The following is a 15,876-nucleotide window of genomic DNA, read 5'->3' on the forward strand; positions in this document are numbered from 1 at the left end:
CACCGAGCGGACCGAGTCGAGGGTGAGCTCGCGCAGGTCGTGGCCGTACAGGCGGACCGAGCCGCCGGTCGGGTCGTAGAACCGCGGGATCAGCTGGGCGACCGTCGACTTGCCGGATCCGGAGGACCCGACCAGGGCGAGCGTCTCGCCGGGCTGGACGCGCAGACTCAGGCCGCGCAGCACGGGAGTGGCGGGCGCCGGTGCGGGCGCGGGGCTGCCGGCCGCGGTTGCGGTGGTAGCCCCGGGTTCGGTGGTGGCAGCGGGTTCGGTGGTGGCAGCGGTGGCGGCCGGCTGGTAGTGGAAGTCGACCTGGTCGAACTCCAGCGCGGGGGTGCCGGTGCGGGCCACGGCAGCCGGATCGAGCTCGGCAGGGTCGAGAACCTGCGCGTCGGCGGCGTCCTCGACCAGCGGCCGCTCGTCGATCAGCTCGAAGACCCGCTCGACGCCGGCCCGCGCCTGCTGACCCACCGTCAACACCATGGTGAGCATCCGGACCGGGCCGGTCATCTGCGCTACGTAGGTGGAGAAGGCGACGAAGGTGCCCAGGGTGACCGAGCCGTTGACAGCCAGCCAGCCGCCCAGTGCGAGCACCGCGACCTGAGCGAGTGCGGGGACCGCCTGCAGGGCCGGGGTGAAGCGGCTGTTCAGTCGGATCGCGCGCAGCCGGGCACTGTAGAGGGAGTGCGAGACCCGCTCCAGCTTGCCGAGCTCCTGCGCCTCCTGGCCGAAGCCCTTGACCACCCGGACGCCGCCGATCGCGCCGTCCACCACTCCGGCGACCGCGGCGGCCTCCTGCTGGGCGGCCCAGGTGGCGGGGAAGAGCCGCTTGCGGCTGAGCGTGGCCAGCCACCACAGCACCGGGCCCATCACGAGGGCGATCAGCGTGAGCGGCACGGAGAGGTAGAGCATCACCGCGATGGACATCGCGAAGAGGAGGAGGTTGCCGGTCATCATCGGCAGCATCGACATCAGGCCGTGCACCAGCTGGAGGTCGGACGTGGCCCGGCCGACCACCTGGCCGATGTCCAGCCGGTCGTGCCGGGTGCCGTCGAAGCGGCTCAGCGAGCGGAACAGGTCGGAGCGCAGGTCCAGCTGGACGTCCAGCGCGAGCTGGCCCGCGGTGTAGCGGCGGACCTGGGTGAAGACGAAGACCAGCAGCGCGGCGACGATCAGCACGGCGGCCCAGGGCGCGAGCGGCTTGGTGTGCGTGGTGATCACGTCGTCGATGATCAGCTTCGTGACCAGGGGCACCAGCGCGGTGACCGCCATGCCACCGAGCGAGGCACCGAAGGAAAGCAGGAAGTTGCGCTTGTAGCGCCAGCAGTAGCTGCCCAGGCGGCGCAGCCAGCCCTCGGGCTGCGCAGGCGCGGCGGGCGCACCCGGGGTGGCGGCAGGAGCGGCAGGAGCGGAGTCGGCCGCGCGCCCCGGCGAGGCGGGGGTGCGGCTGGTCGTGGCGGCGTGTCCCTCGGGGGCGGCCGGTCCCCCGGCCGTCTCCGCCGCGGGAATCTCCCTGGTGGAGCCGTGAGTCTCAGGCATATTTAGGGATACTAACCATTTCTGGAGGCGGTCGTCCACGACTGACCGGCGAGCTGCACAGGGACCTGGCACGAACCAACCGTCGCCGGTCGGATTTCCTTCCCCTCCAGACTCCCCCAAGCGAGGCAAGGGGCGCACCAGGCGGAGGGCGGAGGCGGATGGGGCGCTCGTCCTAGGCCCGCGCGCCGAGGAATCGGGGGCGGATGGCCGGTCGAGCCAGGGCGAGCAAGAGCGGGTGGACGGCGGGCAAAGGCAAGCGAGCGAGCGAGTGGCCGGCGGACGCGGACGTGGACGTGGACGGCGGAGCGGGGGGCACCCGCGGCAGTACGCGAGGGGCGCGGTGCGTCAGGGCTGGGCGCGGTTCGGCACGGCGGGCCCCTCACCAGGAGCAGGGCTCTCGCCACCACGGGCGACAACCCCGACGTTCGAGGTCGAGGCCGCGGCGAAGGCCCCCTCGGCCAGCCGGTGCAGCAAGGCCGCCATCTCGGCCCGCGGCAACAGCCCGATCCGGTCGGTGGACCGCTCGCCGGCCGACCGGATGCCGATGCTGTGCGGGGTCGAGTTGAGCAGGCCGAACACCGCGTGCACCGCGGCGCGCGCCGCCGGCTCGGCAGCCGGTTCGGCCAGCCCTGGGAGGGCGGCCTGCACCGTGGTCACCCAGAGCTCGACGTACTCGCGCTGCAGCCGGCGCACCCGGCGGCGGTCCTCCTCCTTCAGGTGGAGCAGTTCGCGGTCGTGCAGGGTGATCAGGTCGGAGTCGTCGAGGGCGAAGTCCACATGGCCGCTGATCAGCGCGTTCAGCGCCGTCTCAGGGGTGTGCGCGGCACCGGCCCGGCGGCGGCCCTCGTCGAGCAGCCGCTCGCTGATCCCGACCAGCAGGTCGGCGAGCATCGCGTCCTTGCCGGAGAAGTGGCGATACAGCCCGGGTCCGCTGATCCCGACGGCCTTGCCGATCTCGTCCACCCCGACACCGAGGAAGCCCCGGGCGGCGAACAGTCGTGCGGCCTCGCGACGGATCTGGTCGCGGCGGGGGGTCGCGGGGACGACAGGACTGTTCGACATGAATCCCATCGTAGACACGAGGGTTATCCGTGGTTAACCTGGCCTCAGGTGTTAACGACCATTAACGTGCGGCGCAGGCCCACCGGCCCCACCGACCGCGGGTTACGGGAGCAAGGGAGCTCTTCGGATGGCCCTGTCGACGCCCGGCTTCACCTCTCAGCATCCATGGGAGACCGCCGGAACTCCGGGAGGCACCGCATCCGTCGCCGCGGGTGCCACGGCTGACAGCCCGGCCGCGGCCGCTCCGGCGCCCCGGCTGCGCTCCGCGGTCGATGCGGGCTCCGCTGCCTTCCGCGCCAATACCGAGGCGCACCAGGCCCTGGTCGGCGAGCTGCGCGAGAAGCTGCGCAACGCCGCGCTCGGCGGGGGTGCCAAGGCGCGCGAACGGCACACCGCCCGCGGCAAGCTGCTGCCGCGCGACCGGGTGGACACCCTGCTCGACCCCGCCTCACCCTTCCTCGAAGTCGCCCCGCTCGCCGCGGACGGTCTCTACGACGGCGCCGCGCCGGCCGCGGGCGTGATCGCCGGCATCGGCCGGGTGGCCGGGCGCGAGGTCATGGTGGTGGCCAACGACGCCACCGTGAAGGGCGGCACCTACTACCCGATGACGGTGAAGAAGCACCTGCGCGCCCAGGAGGTCGCGCTGGAGAACCGGCTGCCCTGCATCTACCTGGTGGACTCCGGCGGCGCCTTCCTCCCGATGCAGGACGAGGTGTTCCCGGACCGCGACCACTTCGGCCGGATCTTCTACAACCAGGCCCGACTGTCGGCTGCGGGCATCCCGCAGATCGCCGCGGTGCTCGGCTCCTGCACCGCGGGCGGCGCCTACGTCCCCGCAATGAGCGACCAGGCCGTGATCGTCCGCAACCAGGGCACCATCTTCCTCGGCGGCCCGCCGCTGGTGAAGGCGGCCACCGGCGAGGTGGTCACGGCCGAGGAGCTCGGCGGCGGCGAACTCCACTCGCGCACCTCAGGCGTGACGGACCATCTGGCCGAGAACGACGAACACGCGCTGGACATCGTGCGCACCATCGTGGCCGGCCTCGGTCCGCGACCGGCCCGCCCCTGGCCGCTCGCGGCGGTCGAGCCGCCCGCGGTGGAGCCGGCCGAGCTGTACGGCGCGGTGCCGGTGGACCCGCGCACGCCCTACGACGTCCGCGAGGTGATCGCCCGCCTGGTGGACGGCAGCCGGTTCGCGGAGTTCAAGGCCGAGTACGGGGCCACCCTGGTCACCGGGTTCGCCCGGATCCACGGTCACCCGGTGGGCATCGTGGCCAACAACGGTGTGCTCTTCGCCGAGTCCGCGCTGAAGGGCGCGCACTTCATCGAGCTCTGCGACCAGCGCGGCATCCCGCTGCTGTTCCTGCAGAACATCACCGGCTTCATGGTCGGCCGCCAGTACGAGGCGGGCGGCATCGCGAAGCACGGCGCGAAGATGGTCACCGCGGTGGCCTGCACCCGAGTGCCCAAGCTGACTGTGGTGATCGGCGGCTCCTACGGGGCCGGCAACTACTCGATGTGCGGTCGGGCCTACTCACCTCGCTTCCTGTGGATGTGGCCGAACGCCAAGATCTCCGTGATGGGTGGTGAGCAGGCCGCCTCCGTGCTCGCCACCGTGCGCCGCGACCAGTTCGAGGCCCGCGGCGAGGAGTGGCCGACCACGGCGGAGGAGGAGTTCAAGCGCCCCGTCCGGGAGCAGTACGAACGCCAGGGCAACGCCTACTACGCCACCGCCCGCCTCTGGGACGACGGTGTGATCGACCCGATGGACACCCGCACGGTGGTCGGCCTGGCCCTGACCGCCTGCGCCAACGCCCCGCTCGCCGCACCGGCACCGTACGGCGTCTTCCGGATGTGACCCGTGCCCGGGCCTGACGGTCCGTGGTCCCGGCAACTCCGCAGCCGCACCGCTCCCTTCTCGTACCAGTCCCTTCGCCCCTCGCCCCGGAGAACGCCTCCCATGTTCGACACCGTCCTGGTCGCCAACCGCGGTGAGATCGCCGTCCGGGTGATCCGCACCCTGCGCCGGCTCAGCGTCCGGTCGGTCGCCGTCTACAGCGACGCCGATGCCGACGCCCGGCACGTCCGCGAGGCGGACCTCGCGGTCCGGCTCGGCCCCGCCGACCGCAGCGACAGCTCCGCCACCGAGACGTATCTGCGGGGTGATCAGATCATCGCCGCGGCGCTGCGGACCGGTGCCCAGGCGATCCACCCCGGCTACGGCTTCCTGGCCGAGAACCCCGGCTTCGCCCGGGCCTGCGCCGAGGCCGGTCTGGTCTTCATCGGCCCGCCCGCCACGGCCGTCGAGCTGATGGGCGACAAGATCAACGCCAAGGAGGCGGTCCGCGCCGTCGGCGTACCCGTGGTCCCCGGCAGCCGGGGCGGCGCCACCACGGACGAGGAGCTGATCCGCGCGGCCGAGGAGATCGGCTACCCCGTACTGATCAAGCCGTCCGCCGGTGGTGGCGGCAAGGGCATGCGGCTGGTCCGCGAAGCGGCCGAACTCCCTGCCGAGCTCGCCGCGGCCCGCCGGGTGGCCCGCACCGCCTTCGGTGACGACACCCTGCTGTTGGAGCGCTGGGTGGACAACCCCCGGCACATCGAGGTGCAGGTGCTGGCGGACTCCCACGGGACCACCGTGCACCTCGGCGAGCGCGAGTGCAGTCTGCAGCGCCGGCATCAGAAAGTGATCGAAGAAGCTCCCTCCGTTCTGTTGGACCCGCAGACACGGGCCGCGATGGGGGCTGCCGCGGTCCGGGCAGCGGAGGCCTGCGGCTACACCGGGGCCGGCACGGTGGAGTTCATCGTGCCCGGTGCCGACCCGGCCTCGCCCGACGCCGCCTCAGCTGACCCCGCAGCAGCCGGCGAGGCGTCGGTGCGCGAGTTCTTCTTCATGGAGATGAACACCCGCCTGCAGGTCGAGCACCCCGTGACCGAGCTCGCGATTGCGGTCAGCCGGGACGGGGCCCCCGCCGAGCGGCTCGATCTGGTCGAGTGGCAGGTACGGATCGCCGCGGGCGAGTGGCTGTCGTTCGGGCAGTCGGACATCTCCTTCCTCGGCCACGCCGTGGAGGCGCGGATCTGCGCGGAGGACCCGGCCAGGGACTTCCTGCCGACCGGCGGCCGGGTCCTGCTGCTCGGCGAGCCCGAGGGCGAGGGAATCCGGGTGGACTCCGGCCTCACCACCGGTACCGAGATCACCAGTGCGTACGACCCGATGCTGGCCAAGGTCATCGCCTACGGACCCGACCGGGACACCGCGCTGCTGCGGCTGCGCGCTGCCCTGGCGGACACCCGGATCCTGGGACTGACCACCAACACCGGCTTCCTGCGCCGACTGCTCACCCACCCGGACGTGGTCGCCGGGCGGCTGGACACCGGGCTGGTCGAACGGGCCGTCCAGCAACACCCCGAACTGCTGGACGACCACCACGACCGTTACGCGCTGCGCGAGCCCCTCGCCGCTCCCGCCTCCGGAGCAGCCACTGCTGTCACCACCGAGCCGGCCGGCGCCGAAGCGCCGCCCACTGGTTCACCGTCGCGCGGCTCCGCCGTCCCGGATGCCGTCTACCTCGCCGCAGCCCTCGTGCGGCACCTGCGGCTCACCCCTGCCGCCTCCGGCGGGTGGGCCGATCCGTTCGCGCTCCCTTCTGCCTGGCGCCTGGCCGGCGAGCCGGCCTGGACCACGCACCGGCTCCGTGCCCCCGGGCAGGACCCGGTTTCGGTGCGAGTACGACCTGTCAGTGCCGAGAGGGTAATCCAGGGATCTGAGGATCCGTCAAGGGGGTTGCCGGAACTACTGGTCCGTCTGGGTGAAGGACCGGTCCGCCGGGCCCGTGCCGCCCTCGGCGCGACCGGCATCTCGCTGACCCTGGACGGCCTGCGCTCCGGCTTCGCCCTCGCCACCGACGACGCGCCCGCGACCGGCAGCGGCCCGGTGATCTGGCTCGGTGCGGACGGCGACAGCTGGGCGCTGCACCCGTACGACCCGGTGGCCGACCGCGGTGCCGCCGACGCCGCCCACCACGGCGCGCTGACCGCGCCGATGCCGGGCACCGTCACGGTGGTGAAGACCGCGGTCGGCGACACCGTCCGCCGCGGCCAGGCGCTCCTGGTGCTGGAGGCGATGAAGATGGAGCACGTGATCTCCGCGCCGCACGACGGCACGGTGAGCGAGTTGCACGCCGCAGCGGGCGGCACCGTCGCCATGGACCAACTGCTCGCGGTCGTCCTGCCCGAGGAGTCGGCCGACGCTGCCCACACTCAGCAGAAGGTGGCTTCCTGATGACCAGTCAGACCCCCGAAGCAGCCGACTCCACCCGTTCGGCGCAGTCCGCCGATCCCGGTGTGCTCGAACTGGGCCTGCCCGAGGTGGTCCACGACCCGGCGCTGCCGGCCCGGGTACGGATCCACGAGGTGGGCGCGCGGGACGGCCTGCAGAACGAGAACGCCCTGGTCCCCGTCGAGGTGAAGGCCGAGTTCATCGCCCGACTCGCCGCCGCCGGGCTGCGCACCGTCGAGGCGACCAGCTTCGTCCACCCCAAGTGGGTGCCGCAGCTGGCTGACGCCGAGGAACTGTTCCCGCGCGTGACGGGGCTGCGCGAGCAGTACCCGGGGCTGCGGCTGCCGGTCCTGGTTCCCAACGAGCGCGGCCTCGACCGGGCGCTGGCCCGCGGCGCGGACGAGGTGGCGGTGTTCGCCTCGGCCACCGAGACCTTCGCCCGCCGCAACCTCAACCGCACCGTGGCCGAGTCCCTGGAGATGTTCCGGCCGGTGGTGTCCGGGGCGCTCGCCGCCGGCGCCACGGTCCGCGGCTACCTCTCGATGTGCTTCGGCGACCCGTGGGAGGGCCCGGTCCCGCCGGCTCAGGTGGTCGAGGCCGGGCTGCGCCTGCTGGAGCTCGGCTGCGCGGAACTCAGCCTCGGCGACACCATCGGCGTAGCCACCGCCGGCCAGGTCAGCGCGCTGCTCGGCGCCTTCGACCGGGCGGGGGTGCCGGTGCAGCGGATCGCCGTGCACTTCCACGACACCTACGGGCAGGCGCTCGCCAACACGCTGACGGCGCTGCGGCACGGCGTGACGGTGGTCGACTCCTCGGCGGGCGGCCTGGGCGGCTGCCCGTTCGCGAAGAGCGCGACCGGCAACCTGGCCACCGAGGACCTGGTCTGGATGCTGCATGGCCTGGGCATCGAGACCGGGGTCGACCTGGCCGGGCTCGCCGCCACCAGCACCTGGATGGCCGGGCAGCTGGGCCGCCCGAGCCCGTCCCGCGCGGTACAGGCGCTGGCGGGCCCCAGCAGCCCGGGCACGACAGCCTCCTGACCGCCCGTCGCGGTGCACCGGCCGCTGCCGGGGCGCACCGCGACGCACCGCATCGGAACGGGCGGTTGCGCCGAGCGTTCCGCACGCTGCTTCTACGCGCCCTGATGCGCCCTCTCACCCCTGCGACCACCGTCGCACCCATTGCGCCCGACTCACCCCATCGGGCGAACCCTGGAGGATCAGATGCTCGACCACCGCCTGGATTCCGAGTACGAGGAACTTCGCCGCACGGTCGCCGAGTTCGCCAACGACGTGGTCGCGCCGACCATCGGCGACTTCTACGAGAGCGGCGAGTTCCCGTACGAGATCGTCAAGGAGATGGGGCGGATGGGCCTGTTCGGCCTGCCGTTCCCGGAGGAGTACGGCGGGATGGGGGGCGACTACTTCGCGCTCTGCCTGGCGCTGGAGGAGCTGGCCCGGGTCGACTCCTCGGTCGCGATCACCCTGGAGGCCGGCGTCTCGCTGGGCGCCATGCCGATCTACCGGTTCGGCACCGAGGAGCAGAAGCGCGAGTGGCTGCCGCGCCTGGCCGGTGGCGAGATGCTCGGCGCCTTCGGTCTGACCGAGCCGGAGGGCGGCTCGGACGCGGGCGCGACCCGGACCACGGCCCGGTTCGACGAGGCGACCCGGGAGTGGGTGATCAACGGGACGAAGTGCTTCATCACCAACTCCGGCACCGACATCACCGGTCTGGTCACCGTCACCGCGCTCACCGAACCGCTCGCTCGTTCGAGTGAAGGGGGTCCCGAAGCCTCGCCCAAGCGCGAAATCTCCTCCATCATCGTTCCCGTCGGCACCCCCGGGTTCACGGTGTCGAAGAAGTACAGCAAGGTCGGGTGGAACGCCTCCGACACCCGAGAGCTGTCCTTCACCGATTGCCGAGTCCCCGAAGCCAACCTCCTCGGCCAGCGCGGCCGGGGCTTCGCCCAGTTCCTGCGGATCCTCGACGAGGGCCGCATCGCCATCGCCGCCCTGGCGACCGGGCTCGCCCAGGGTTGCGTCGACCAGTCGCTCAGCTACGCCGCGACCAGGCGGGCCTTCGGCCGGCCGATCGGGTCCAACCAAGCCATCCAGTTCAAGATCGCCGACATGGAGATGCGCGCACACCTCGCGCGCCTCGCCTGGCGGGACGCGGCCTCCCGGCTGCTGCTCGCCGAGCCGTTCAAGAAGGAGGCCGCCATCGCGAAGCTCTACTCCTCCGAGGCCGCGGTCGACAACGCCCGCGAGGCCACCCAGATCCACGGGGGCTACGGCTTCATGAACGAGTACCCGGTCGCCCGCTTCTGGCGCGACAGCAAGATCCTGGAGATCGGTGAGGGCACCTCCGAGGTCCAGCGGATGCTGATCGCCCGCGAGCTGGGCATGACCTCCTGACCTGACGCCCAGTCCGAGAGACGTCCCATGAGGCACGCTGCCGGTCCGGCCGACCTGGCCCGGTCGGCCGGCAGCACCGCCCCAGCCATCAGGCAGTCCGACTGTCCGAGTCGATCTGGTCGTACCTGACCAGGGCCAGTGAGCAGGCCGTCGGCTGCACTCCCATCACCCCGCTGTACGGGCCGCTGAGCTGCAGCACCATGCCCACCGCGAAGGCCACCGAAGCCCCGACGAAGCACATGACCGCGAGATTCCGGCGGTTGGCCGTCAGGCCGAGCACCGGCGGAGTCGCCACCACCGGCACTGCACCGGCCACCAGCCCGCCGAGCGCCAGCTGCGGGACCACCGCCCTGATGTCAAAGGGGCGAGCGTTCCGCCGAGCACAGACATCCGTCAGGTTCCTCAACATGTCCGCCTTGGCCGCCGTCTCCTCCGGAGTCGTCGGGTGCGCGGCACCAGCCGAGCTGCGTACCTGGTCGGTGGCAGCCCGGGCCCCTGAGCTGCCACCGGCCAAGGGTCACTCGAAGGGGTGCCCGACTCCGATGACGGCAGCGCACCGGTAGTGCCGACGGCTACTCAGCAATGCTGCGGGTAAAGAACTTGGGGGTAGCCGAACAAGATGACGGGCGATTCAGGTGACCACGCTCAATTGTTCGTCCGTCGTAATTCTGGGCGACCCGGGACGCTCTCGATGGGCCCGAGACAACCCGATCAGCGCACGGGCGGCAGGCAACCAATCGGCCGCCGGCCAGCCGTTGGCCGGGCCGGTCCTGCCCTCCGCGAAGGGCGAGCCCGCCCGGAACCGAGAGTAGGGCAGGAGGCAAGATCTGACGGGAGCGCAGCACCGATCGCCGGGAGCAACGCGCCATGACTCCTGGCGCAGGCACCACTCCTGGCTCAGGGCTACTGACTCAGGGCGTACTGATCGAGGATCACTGACCCAGGATCAGGGGATCACGATCACCGGGCGGTTGGCCCGGCGAGCCAGTCGGCCGGAGATCGACCCGAAGAGGCGGCCGAGCAGCCCTTGGGTGGTGCCGACCACGATCGCGTCGGCGGCGTACTCCTTGCCGACCTCCTCGATCTCGTGGCAGATGTCACCGCCACGCTCGACCAGGACCCACGGGACACCGTTCAGGAAGTCCGCGCAGGCTAGCTCCAGACCGAGCACCTCGGTGCGGTAGTCGGGAGCATCGACGAAGACAGGAGGCTCGCAACCCGCCCACACCGTCGTGGGCAACCGGTTGGCCACGTGCACGATCACCAGCCCGCACTGCGAGCGGCGAGCCATGCCGACCGCGTAGGCCAGCGCACGCTCGCTGGAGAGCGAGCCGTCGAAACCGACCACCACGCCGTGCTGGAAGGCCGGGTCACAGGAACGAGCGCGCTCGGTCTGCGACACGGGGATCTCCCCGCCGAGCGCAGCCGGCTGCTTGGGGTGCCGGGACTTCACGTCGCCTCCGCCATCCTCGCCGGCCCCGGGACGGGTGCCGGCACCATCTGAAACCTGGGCCGCCGCCGACTCCGTACGGCGCTGCCACGACATGAACCAACGGCGCCGCTTTGCCTCGGCGCCGACCGGAGACTCGGCCGGACCGGGCCGCGACGACTGGAGTGATCGCGACTCATCGGGCAGCGAATCCGCCGAGGAGATATCCGCAGCGCCGGGAAACCGGAACGGGTCTGCGGATCGGGGAGACTCAAAACCGGCCATGAATCGAGACTCTTCGAGTGAGATGGGCCGACAGGAAGGGCAGTGGGGACAGCGCTGCCCGGGCGGCAGGCCATTCATAGGCACGTGGTCGGTTAAGGCCGAGCTGCACCGTAAGTGACCTGTTCCTTTCAGGGTACGACGAGGGAACCCGCCAGCCCAGCCATTGCACCTGGGGGAGGCAACGATCCCGCTAATGGCGGCGGCGCGGGGTAATCGACGCACGCCCCATAGGGTGAGATGACGCCCCGCCGTGCGCGGGTTCCCTGGAGCTTGCCTGACGGAGTCTGTGGACGCAACAGGTCAGCCACGTACGGCTGCTGCCGAGTTCAACTGAAGATGGGCCCCATGAGGATGGTGTGACAACTGCGATCGGTGAGCTCCGCAGACCGGGCTACTTCGACCGGCTCCCCCCTCGCATGGGCTCCGATCTGCGGTTTCTCTTCCGGCGCAGCCAACCCGCTGGCAGCATGCGGCGCATGCCGCTGCTGCTGCTCGACCTCGACAACACACTGCTGCCCCGCGATTCCGCATTCCGGGCCTGGGCCAAGGACTTCCTGGCAGACCACGGGCTCCCGGCGGCCGAGCTCGGCTGGCTCACCACGATCGACGGCGGCGGCTACATCCCGCGCGAGACCGTACTGAGTGCGGCCAAGCGCAGGTACGGGCTGAATCTGCCCTTGGAGGCCCTGGCCGCCCACTACCGGCGGGGGATCAATTCTCATATTCACTGCCCGACTTCTCACCTGGCAGCGCTGCGGACCGCCCGGGCCGCCGGCTGGACTCTCGCCGTGGTGAGCAACGGGGCGACCGTCCCCCAGCGCGAGAAGATGCGCCGGACCGGGGTCGACGCACTGGTGGACGCCTGGGTGGTGTCCGAAGAGGCCGGCTGCGCCAAACCGGATCCGTTGATCTTCGAGATCGCCGCCCAACGCTGCGGGCTAGCCCCGGACAGCGCCTGGCGGACCGAGACCTGGATGGTGGGAGACCACGGGCCCGCCGACATCGCCGGCGCCCGGCTGGTGGGAATCCGCAGCGTCTGGCTCGGACCACGGGCGCCCGTGGTCCGAGCCCGGATGCCGGCCCACCCTGACCACCTCCGACCTCCCGGGGGCAATCGAGTTGATCCTGGCCGCCGGGGCGGCGGGCCTCGGGTACGCGGAGGGCATTCCGGCGCCGGTTTCAGTCGAACGCACCGCGCGTACCGCAGCTCCCGTCACTCCCGTCACCACCGCTGCCGCCACCCCTGCCCCCACTGTCACTGCTACCGCCGTTACCGCCATCGCTGTCACTGCCACGGGCGCCGCCGAATCCGGAACCGGTGTGCGTTCAGCCTCGGACTGCATTCCAGCCGTGGAGAGGTGGGCGGATACCGGACGGGCTGCTCCCCGGGAGCCGGTCACGATCCCGGAAAAGAGATAACACTGATGAAATTACGACCTGAGGGGTCACGAGCCTTCGAGCGGGCTGCCGAATAGATCATCCGATCGTCCACGTAGCTGTTTTCGGGCTCTTCCCGCCCGGGCTTCACTGACGGCCAGCAGCGGCAAGCGGCGCACCGATTCGCGCACGCTCACAGCTTGGCCAGTTCGAGCCGGCGATACCACGAGCTGTGATCCCCCGGTCACAGTCGCGCCCCCGTCATGGGCCACCACCACGACCACCGCATCGGACCCAGCAACCCCAGCGGTCCCAGCGGACCCAGCCCCCCGCCACCAACCCGCGAGCCGGGGCCCGGGACCCGGGCCCGGACAATCCTCGGCCGACTTCCCGCTCGACTGCCGACCGCTCACCTGACTCACCGCCAGCCGTCTGCCTGACCTACCATCAGCAACTGACCCGATCCGCCGTCAGCTCCAAGGGCGACAGCCAGCGCCTTTGGAGCGCTCATGGGGCGCGCACACTCATCACGCGCCCCTGCTCCGCAACACCGATTTTCAGTCAGTTTTGTGAAGCCCGCCCGAGGTTGGCCATCGGGGCAGGCCAGGGCGCCCGCGCTGGACAGCGGCACTGCGCCACCATCGGTGCGCCGTACCGCAACCAGTCGCCGGCCTACCCGCCCCCTTCCCAGGGGGGTCGACGGGTGCCACGCTTCGTGATCGAATGCATCACGCCAAATTGCCATGTCGACATAGCGTCGGATGGTGAACTTGTCACAACGGCAACGGTCCACCCAGTAGATTCGATCTTGTTGAGCAGTGCCGCACCACCACACCACACCACCGAGGGGGCTTGGGCGCCTTGAACAGGGTGAGCAGGAGCGAGACAGGTCCTGACGGCGGCCCGTCCCCGGTTGCCCGGGTAGGCCGGATCCCGCGAAGTTCCACCACCCTTACCAGCACGGCCCCGTCCTCCGATCTGCTCACCGTTCCGGTCGGTCCCGCCCTGCTCAGCGCCACCGCGCTCTCCGGCGTCGGCACCGGCACCGGTCTCGGCGGCAGCAGCAACTTCGGCAGCACTGGCCTCGGCGCCGCCCTCGGTGGCCCGGCTCCGCTCGGCGCCACGCCGCTCGGTGCCACCCCGCTCGGTTCGGCTCCGCTCGCCGGTCCGCTCAGCCCCGCCGCCCTGGGCGCCGCCGCCCTCGGCGGCCCGGCTCTGGGCAGCGGCGCGCTCGGCGGCGGCAGCCTGGGGCCCGGCGTCAGCAACGCCCCGCGCAAGCTCGCGGGTCGTCGCCGCCGCGAGACGGTGGCCGTCCTGATCTTCAGCGGCGCACCGATCTTCGAGAGCTCGATCCCGCTCTCCGTCTTCGGCGTGGACCGCCAGGACGCGGGGGTGCCGCGCTACCGCCTGCTGGTCTGCGCCGGCGAGGACGGCCCGCTGACCACCACCGGTGGAGTCACCCTCACCGCCCCGTTCGGGCTGGAGGCCCTCTCCCGGGCCGGCACCATCGTGGTCCCGGCCTGGCGGTCGATCTCCCAGCCGCCGCCGGTCGAGGCGATCGCCGCCCTGCGCAAGGCGCACCACGAGGGCGCCCGGATCATCGGCCTGTGCACCGGAGCCTTCGTGCTCGCCGCCGCCGGCCTGCTGGACGGCCGGCCGGCCACCACCCACTGGATGTACGCGCCGACGCTGGCCAAGCGGTACCCCCGGGTGCACGTCGACCCGCGCGAACTCTTCGTGGACGACGGCGATGTCCTCACCTCGGCCGGCACCGCCGCCGGCATCGACCTCTGCCTGCACGTGGTGCGCAGCGACCACGGCGCCGAGGCGGCCAACGCGCTCGCCCGTCGCCTGGTGGTGCCCAACCGGCGCAGCGGGGGCGGGCAGGCCCAGTACATCGATCAGTCTTTACCTGAGGAGATCGGCAACGACCCGCTGGCCGAGGTCGTGACCTGGGCACTGGAGAACCTCAACCAGCAGTTCGACGTCGAGGTACTGGCTGCCCGCGCGTACATGAGCCGACGCACCTTCGACCGTCGGTTCCGCACCCTCACCGGCAGCGCACCACTGCAGTGGCTGATCACTCAGCGGGTGCTGCAGGCGCAGCGGCTGCTGGAGACCTCCGAGCTGTCGGTGGACGATGTGGCGCGCCGCTGCGGGTTCCGCTCACCGGTGGCGCTGCGCGGGCACTTCCGGCGCCAGCTCGGCGTGTCTCCGGCCGCCTACCGGACCAACTACCGCGCCCGGCGCCCGGGTACGGGCAGTACCGGGGGTACGTCGACGACGGGTTCCCTCACGGGGGGTCCCGGGTTCGCCGGGGCCACGGTGGGCGCCGGCGTAGGCATGGGTGCCGGCGCGACGGGGCTGCCCGGGGCGGCTGGTATGCCGTTCGGTGCCGTCTCCAACTCCGGCTCCGGGGCGGCCGCACACTCGGGTGGACCGGTTCCGGTCTCCGCCGCCGGCAGCGGGTCGGGCGGCAGCGGCCTGCTCGGCGTGCCCGGGTCCGGCCCCGGGCACGCACAGGGGCACGGCGCGGGCTCGACGCTCACCGGCGGACCGGGCCAGCCCGGGTCCACCGCCGGGGCGGCCAACCAGACCTTCCCCACCCACCAGGGCAACCCGGGCAACCCGAGTGGTGCCGGACGGCCCCGGGTGGCAGCTCAGGGGCAGCAGGGGCTGCCGAGCCCGGCGAAGAACCGGATCCGTCCGCTGGTCCCGCCGCAGCCCGGTCCGGCTACCCGGCGTGGTCCGGTCCCGGCGGCCCGCCCGGTCGAGCACGCCGTGGCCGAGGACGGGCACTCCCAGCCGGGTGCCCGCGGCGCCGGTGCTGGTCATCGCGCCGCCGAACGGCCCGCGGAGGCACGGTCGGAGGCTCGTCCGGACCGCGCCGGCCGCGTCACGGGCCGCCCGGGAAGCAGCCCGACGGCTACCGGCAGCACCGGCACCGGCAGTGGCGCCGGTACTGGCACCGGGGCTGGGGCCGGAGTCGGGACCGGGACGCCGGCCGTGGCCGGGACGAGCGCCAGCGCCCGTGCCCGCGCCGCCGCCAACGGCCTCGCCGGACGGACGCTCAGCTCACCGTCCCTCGGGAGCCGTCAGACCGGTCCCGGGGCGCCGGCCTCGGCGACGGCAGCGTCCTCGGCAGCGTCAGCCGCGGCCCGCTCCGGCGCACGTGGCACCGGCGCAACGGAGGCGGCGGACCACCCGGCCGAGCCACGCGCCACGGACCGCCGGGCTCCCGAACCGGACCTCGGGAGCTGACGGGGCACCACACGGGGCCCGGCCCTGACTGCCTGCCTGACTGCCTGCCTGCCTGCCTGCCTGCCTGCCTGCCTGCCTGCCTGCCCGACCTTGCCGCCTGCGATGCCGATGACCGGCGCCGCGGGAGTGCGCTGCTCCTTCCGAGCCTTCGCACGCGCCCGGCACGGTCCAGCAGGCAGGCCCAGGCCGGCCGACCCTCGCACACCCCGCACCCTCGCACACCCCGCCCC

Annotated in this window: 9 protein-coding genes and 1 pseudogene; 6 read left to right on the forward strand and 4 right to left on the reverse strand. The window is 72.2% G+C overall.

The features are described from left to right. Together C7C46_RS08720 and C7C46_RS08725 are read right to left on the reverse strand one after the other, a co-directional pair. Window positions 1-1,536: ABC transporter ATP-binding protein (locus C7C46_RS08720; RefSeq protein ID WP_146259020.1), on the reverse strand; the 1,536-nt coding region annotated here is incomplete at its 3' end. Between the two features lie 345 nt (window positions 1,537-1,881). Then, entirely contained in the window at window positions 1,882-2,598 is a 717-nt protein-coding gene (locus C7C46_RS08725) for a TetR/AcrR family transcriptional regulator (RefSeq protein WP_110667470.1), read from the reverse strand. 127 nt (window positions 2,599-2,725) lie between these two features. Here C7C46_RS08725 and C7C46_RS08730 point away from each other — a divergent pair, with 127 nt between their 5' ends. From C7C46_RS08730 to C7C46_RS08745, 4 genes are all read left to right on the forward strand, one after another. Continuing rightward, a complete protein-coding gene (locus C7C46_RS08730; protein ID WP_245984302.1) occupies window positions 2,726-4,456 on the forward strand; it encodes a carboxyl transferase domain-containing protein in 1,731 nt (576 codons plus the stop codon). Window positions 4,457-4,558: 102 nt separating this feature from the next. Next, window positions 4,559-6,883 (forward strand): acetyl/propionyl/methylcrotonyl-CoA carboxylase subunit alpha, encoded by a 2,325-nt coding sequence (locus tag C7C46_RS08735; protein ID WP_110667473.1) that lies wholly within the window; start codon window positions 4,559-4,561, stop codon window positions 6,881-6,883. Further along, window positions 6,883-7,920, forward strand: a complete 1,038-nt coding sequence (locus tag C7C46_RS08740; protein ID WP_110667475.1) for a hydroxymethylglutaryl-CoA lyase — start codon at window positions 6,883-6,885, stop codon at window positions 7,918-7,920. The genes C7C46_RS08735 and C7C46_RS08740 overlap by 1 nt, the downstream gene beginning before the upstream one ends. 183 nt (window positions 7,921-8,103) lie before the next feature. Further along, window positions 8,104-9,294 carry an acyl-CoA dehydrogenase family protein gene (locus C7C46_RS08745; protein ID WP_110667477.1) on the forward strand — a complete coding sequence of 397 codons (1,191 nt, stop codon included), beginning with the start codon at window positions 8,104-8,106 and terminating at the stop codon, window positions 9,292-9,294. 88 nt (window positions 9,295-9,382) lie between these two features. On the opposite strand, the gene C7C46_RS37825 is transcribed toward C7C46_RS08745, so the two are convergent. Together C7C46_RS37825 and C7C46_RS08755 are read right to left on the reverse strand one after the other, a co-directional pair. Beyond that, the gene (locus tag C7C46_RS37825) at window positions 9,383-9,808 is read right to left on the reverse strand and encodes a bestrophin-like domain (protein WP_484421944.1); all 426 of its coding nucleotides are present in this window, start codon (window positions 9,806-9,808) and stop codon (window positions 9,383-9,385) included. Window positions 9,809-10,240: 432 nt separating this feature from the next. Further along, window positions 10,241-10,696 (reverse strand): universal stress protein, encoded by a 456-nt coding sequence (locus C7C46_RS08755; RefSeq protein ID WP_342775386.1) that lies wholly within the window; start codon window positions 10,694-10,696, stop codon window positions 10,241-10,243. Between the two features lie 788 nt (window positions 10,697-11,484). Here C7C46_RS08755 and C7C46_RS08760 point away from each other — a divergent pair. Continuing rightward, window positions 11,485-12,483, forward strand: coding sequence for an HAD family hydrolase (locus C7C46_RS08760; RefSeq protein ID WP_181442261.1), 999 nt, complete (start codon window positions 11,485-11,487; stop codon window positions 12,481-12,483). 1,147 nt (window positions 12,484-13,630) lie between these two features. Beyond that, window positions 13,631-14,642 (forward strand): annotated as a pseudogene (locus C7C46_RS08765) (helix-turn-helix domain-containing protein); the annotation flags it as partial. Window positions 14,643-15,876 lie beyond the last annotated feature (1,234 nt).

Source organism: Streptomyces tateyamensis, assembly GCF_003205575.1.
Taxonomy (GTDB): Bacteria; Actinomycetota; Actinomycetes; order Streptomycetales; family Streptomycetaceae; genus Kitasatospora; species Kitasatospora tateyamensis.

Excerpts from the sequence above, each read along its gene's own strand:
- C7C46_RS08725 (WP_110667470.1), bottom strand. The coding sequence starts at position 2,598 with ATGTCGAACAGTCCTGTCGTCCCCGCGACCCCCCGCCGCGACCAGATC.
- C7C46_RS08740 (WP_110667475.1), top strand. The coding sequence starts at position 6,883 with ATGACCAGTCAGACCCCCGAAGCAGCCGACTCCACCCGTTCGGCGCAG.
- C7C46_RS08760 (WP_181442261.1), top strand. The coding sequence starts at position 11,485 with ATGCCGCTGCTGCTGCTCGACCTCGACAACACACTGCTGCCCCGCGAT.
- C7C46_RS08735 (WP_110667473.1), top strand. The coding sequence starts at position 4,559 with ATGTTCGACACCGTCCTGGTCGCCAACCGCGGTGAGATCGCCGTCCGG.
- C7C46_RS08730 (WP_245984302.1), top strand. The coding sequence starts at position 2,726 with ATGGCCCTGTCGACGCCCGGCTTCACCTCTCAGCATCCATGGGAGACC.
- C7C46_RS08745 (WP_110667477.1), top strand. The coding sequence starts at position 8,104 with ATGCTCGACCACCGCCTGGATTCCGAGTACGAGGAACTTCGCCGCACG.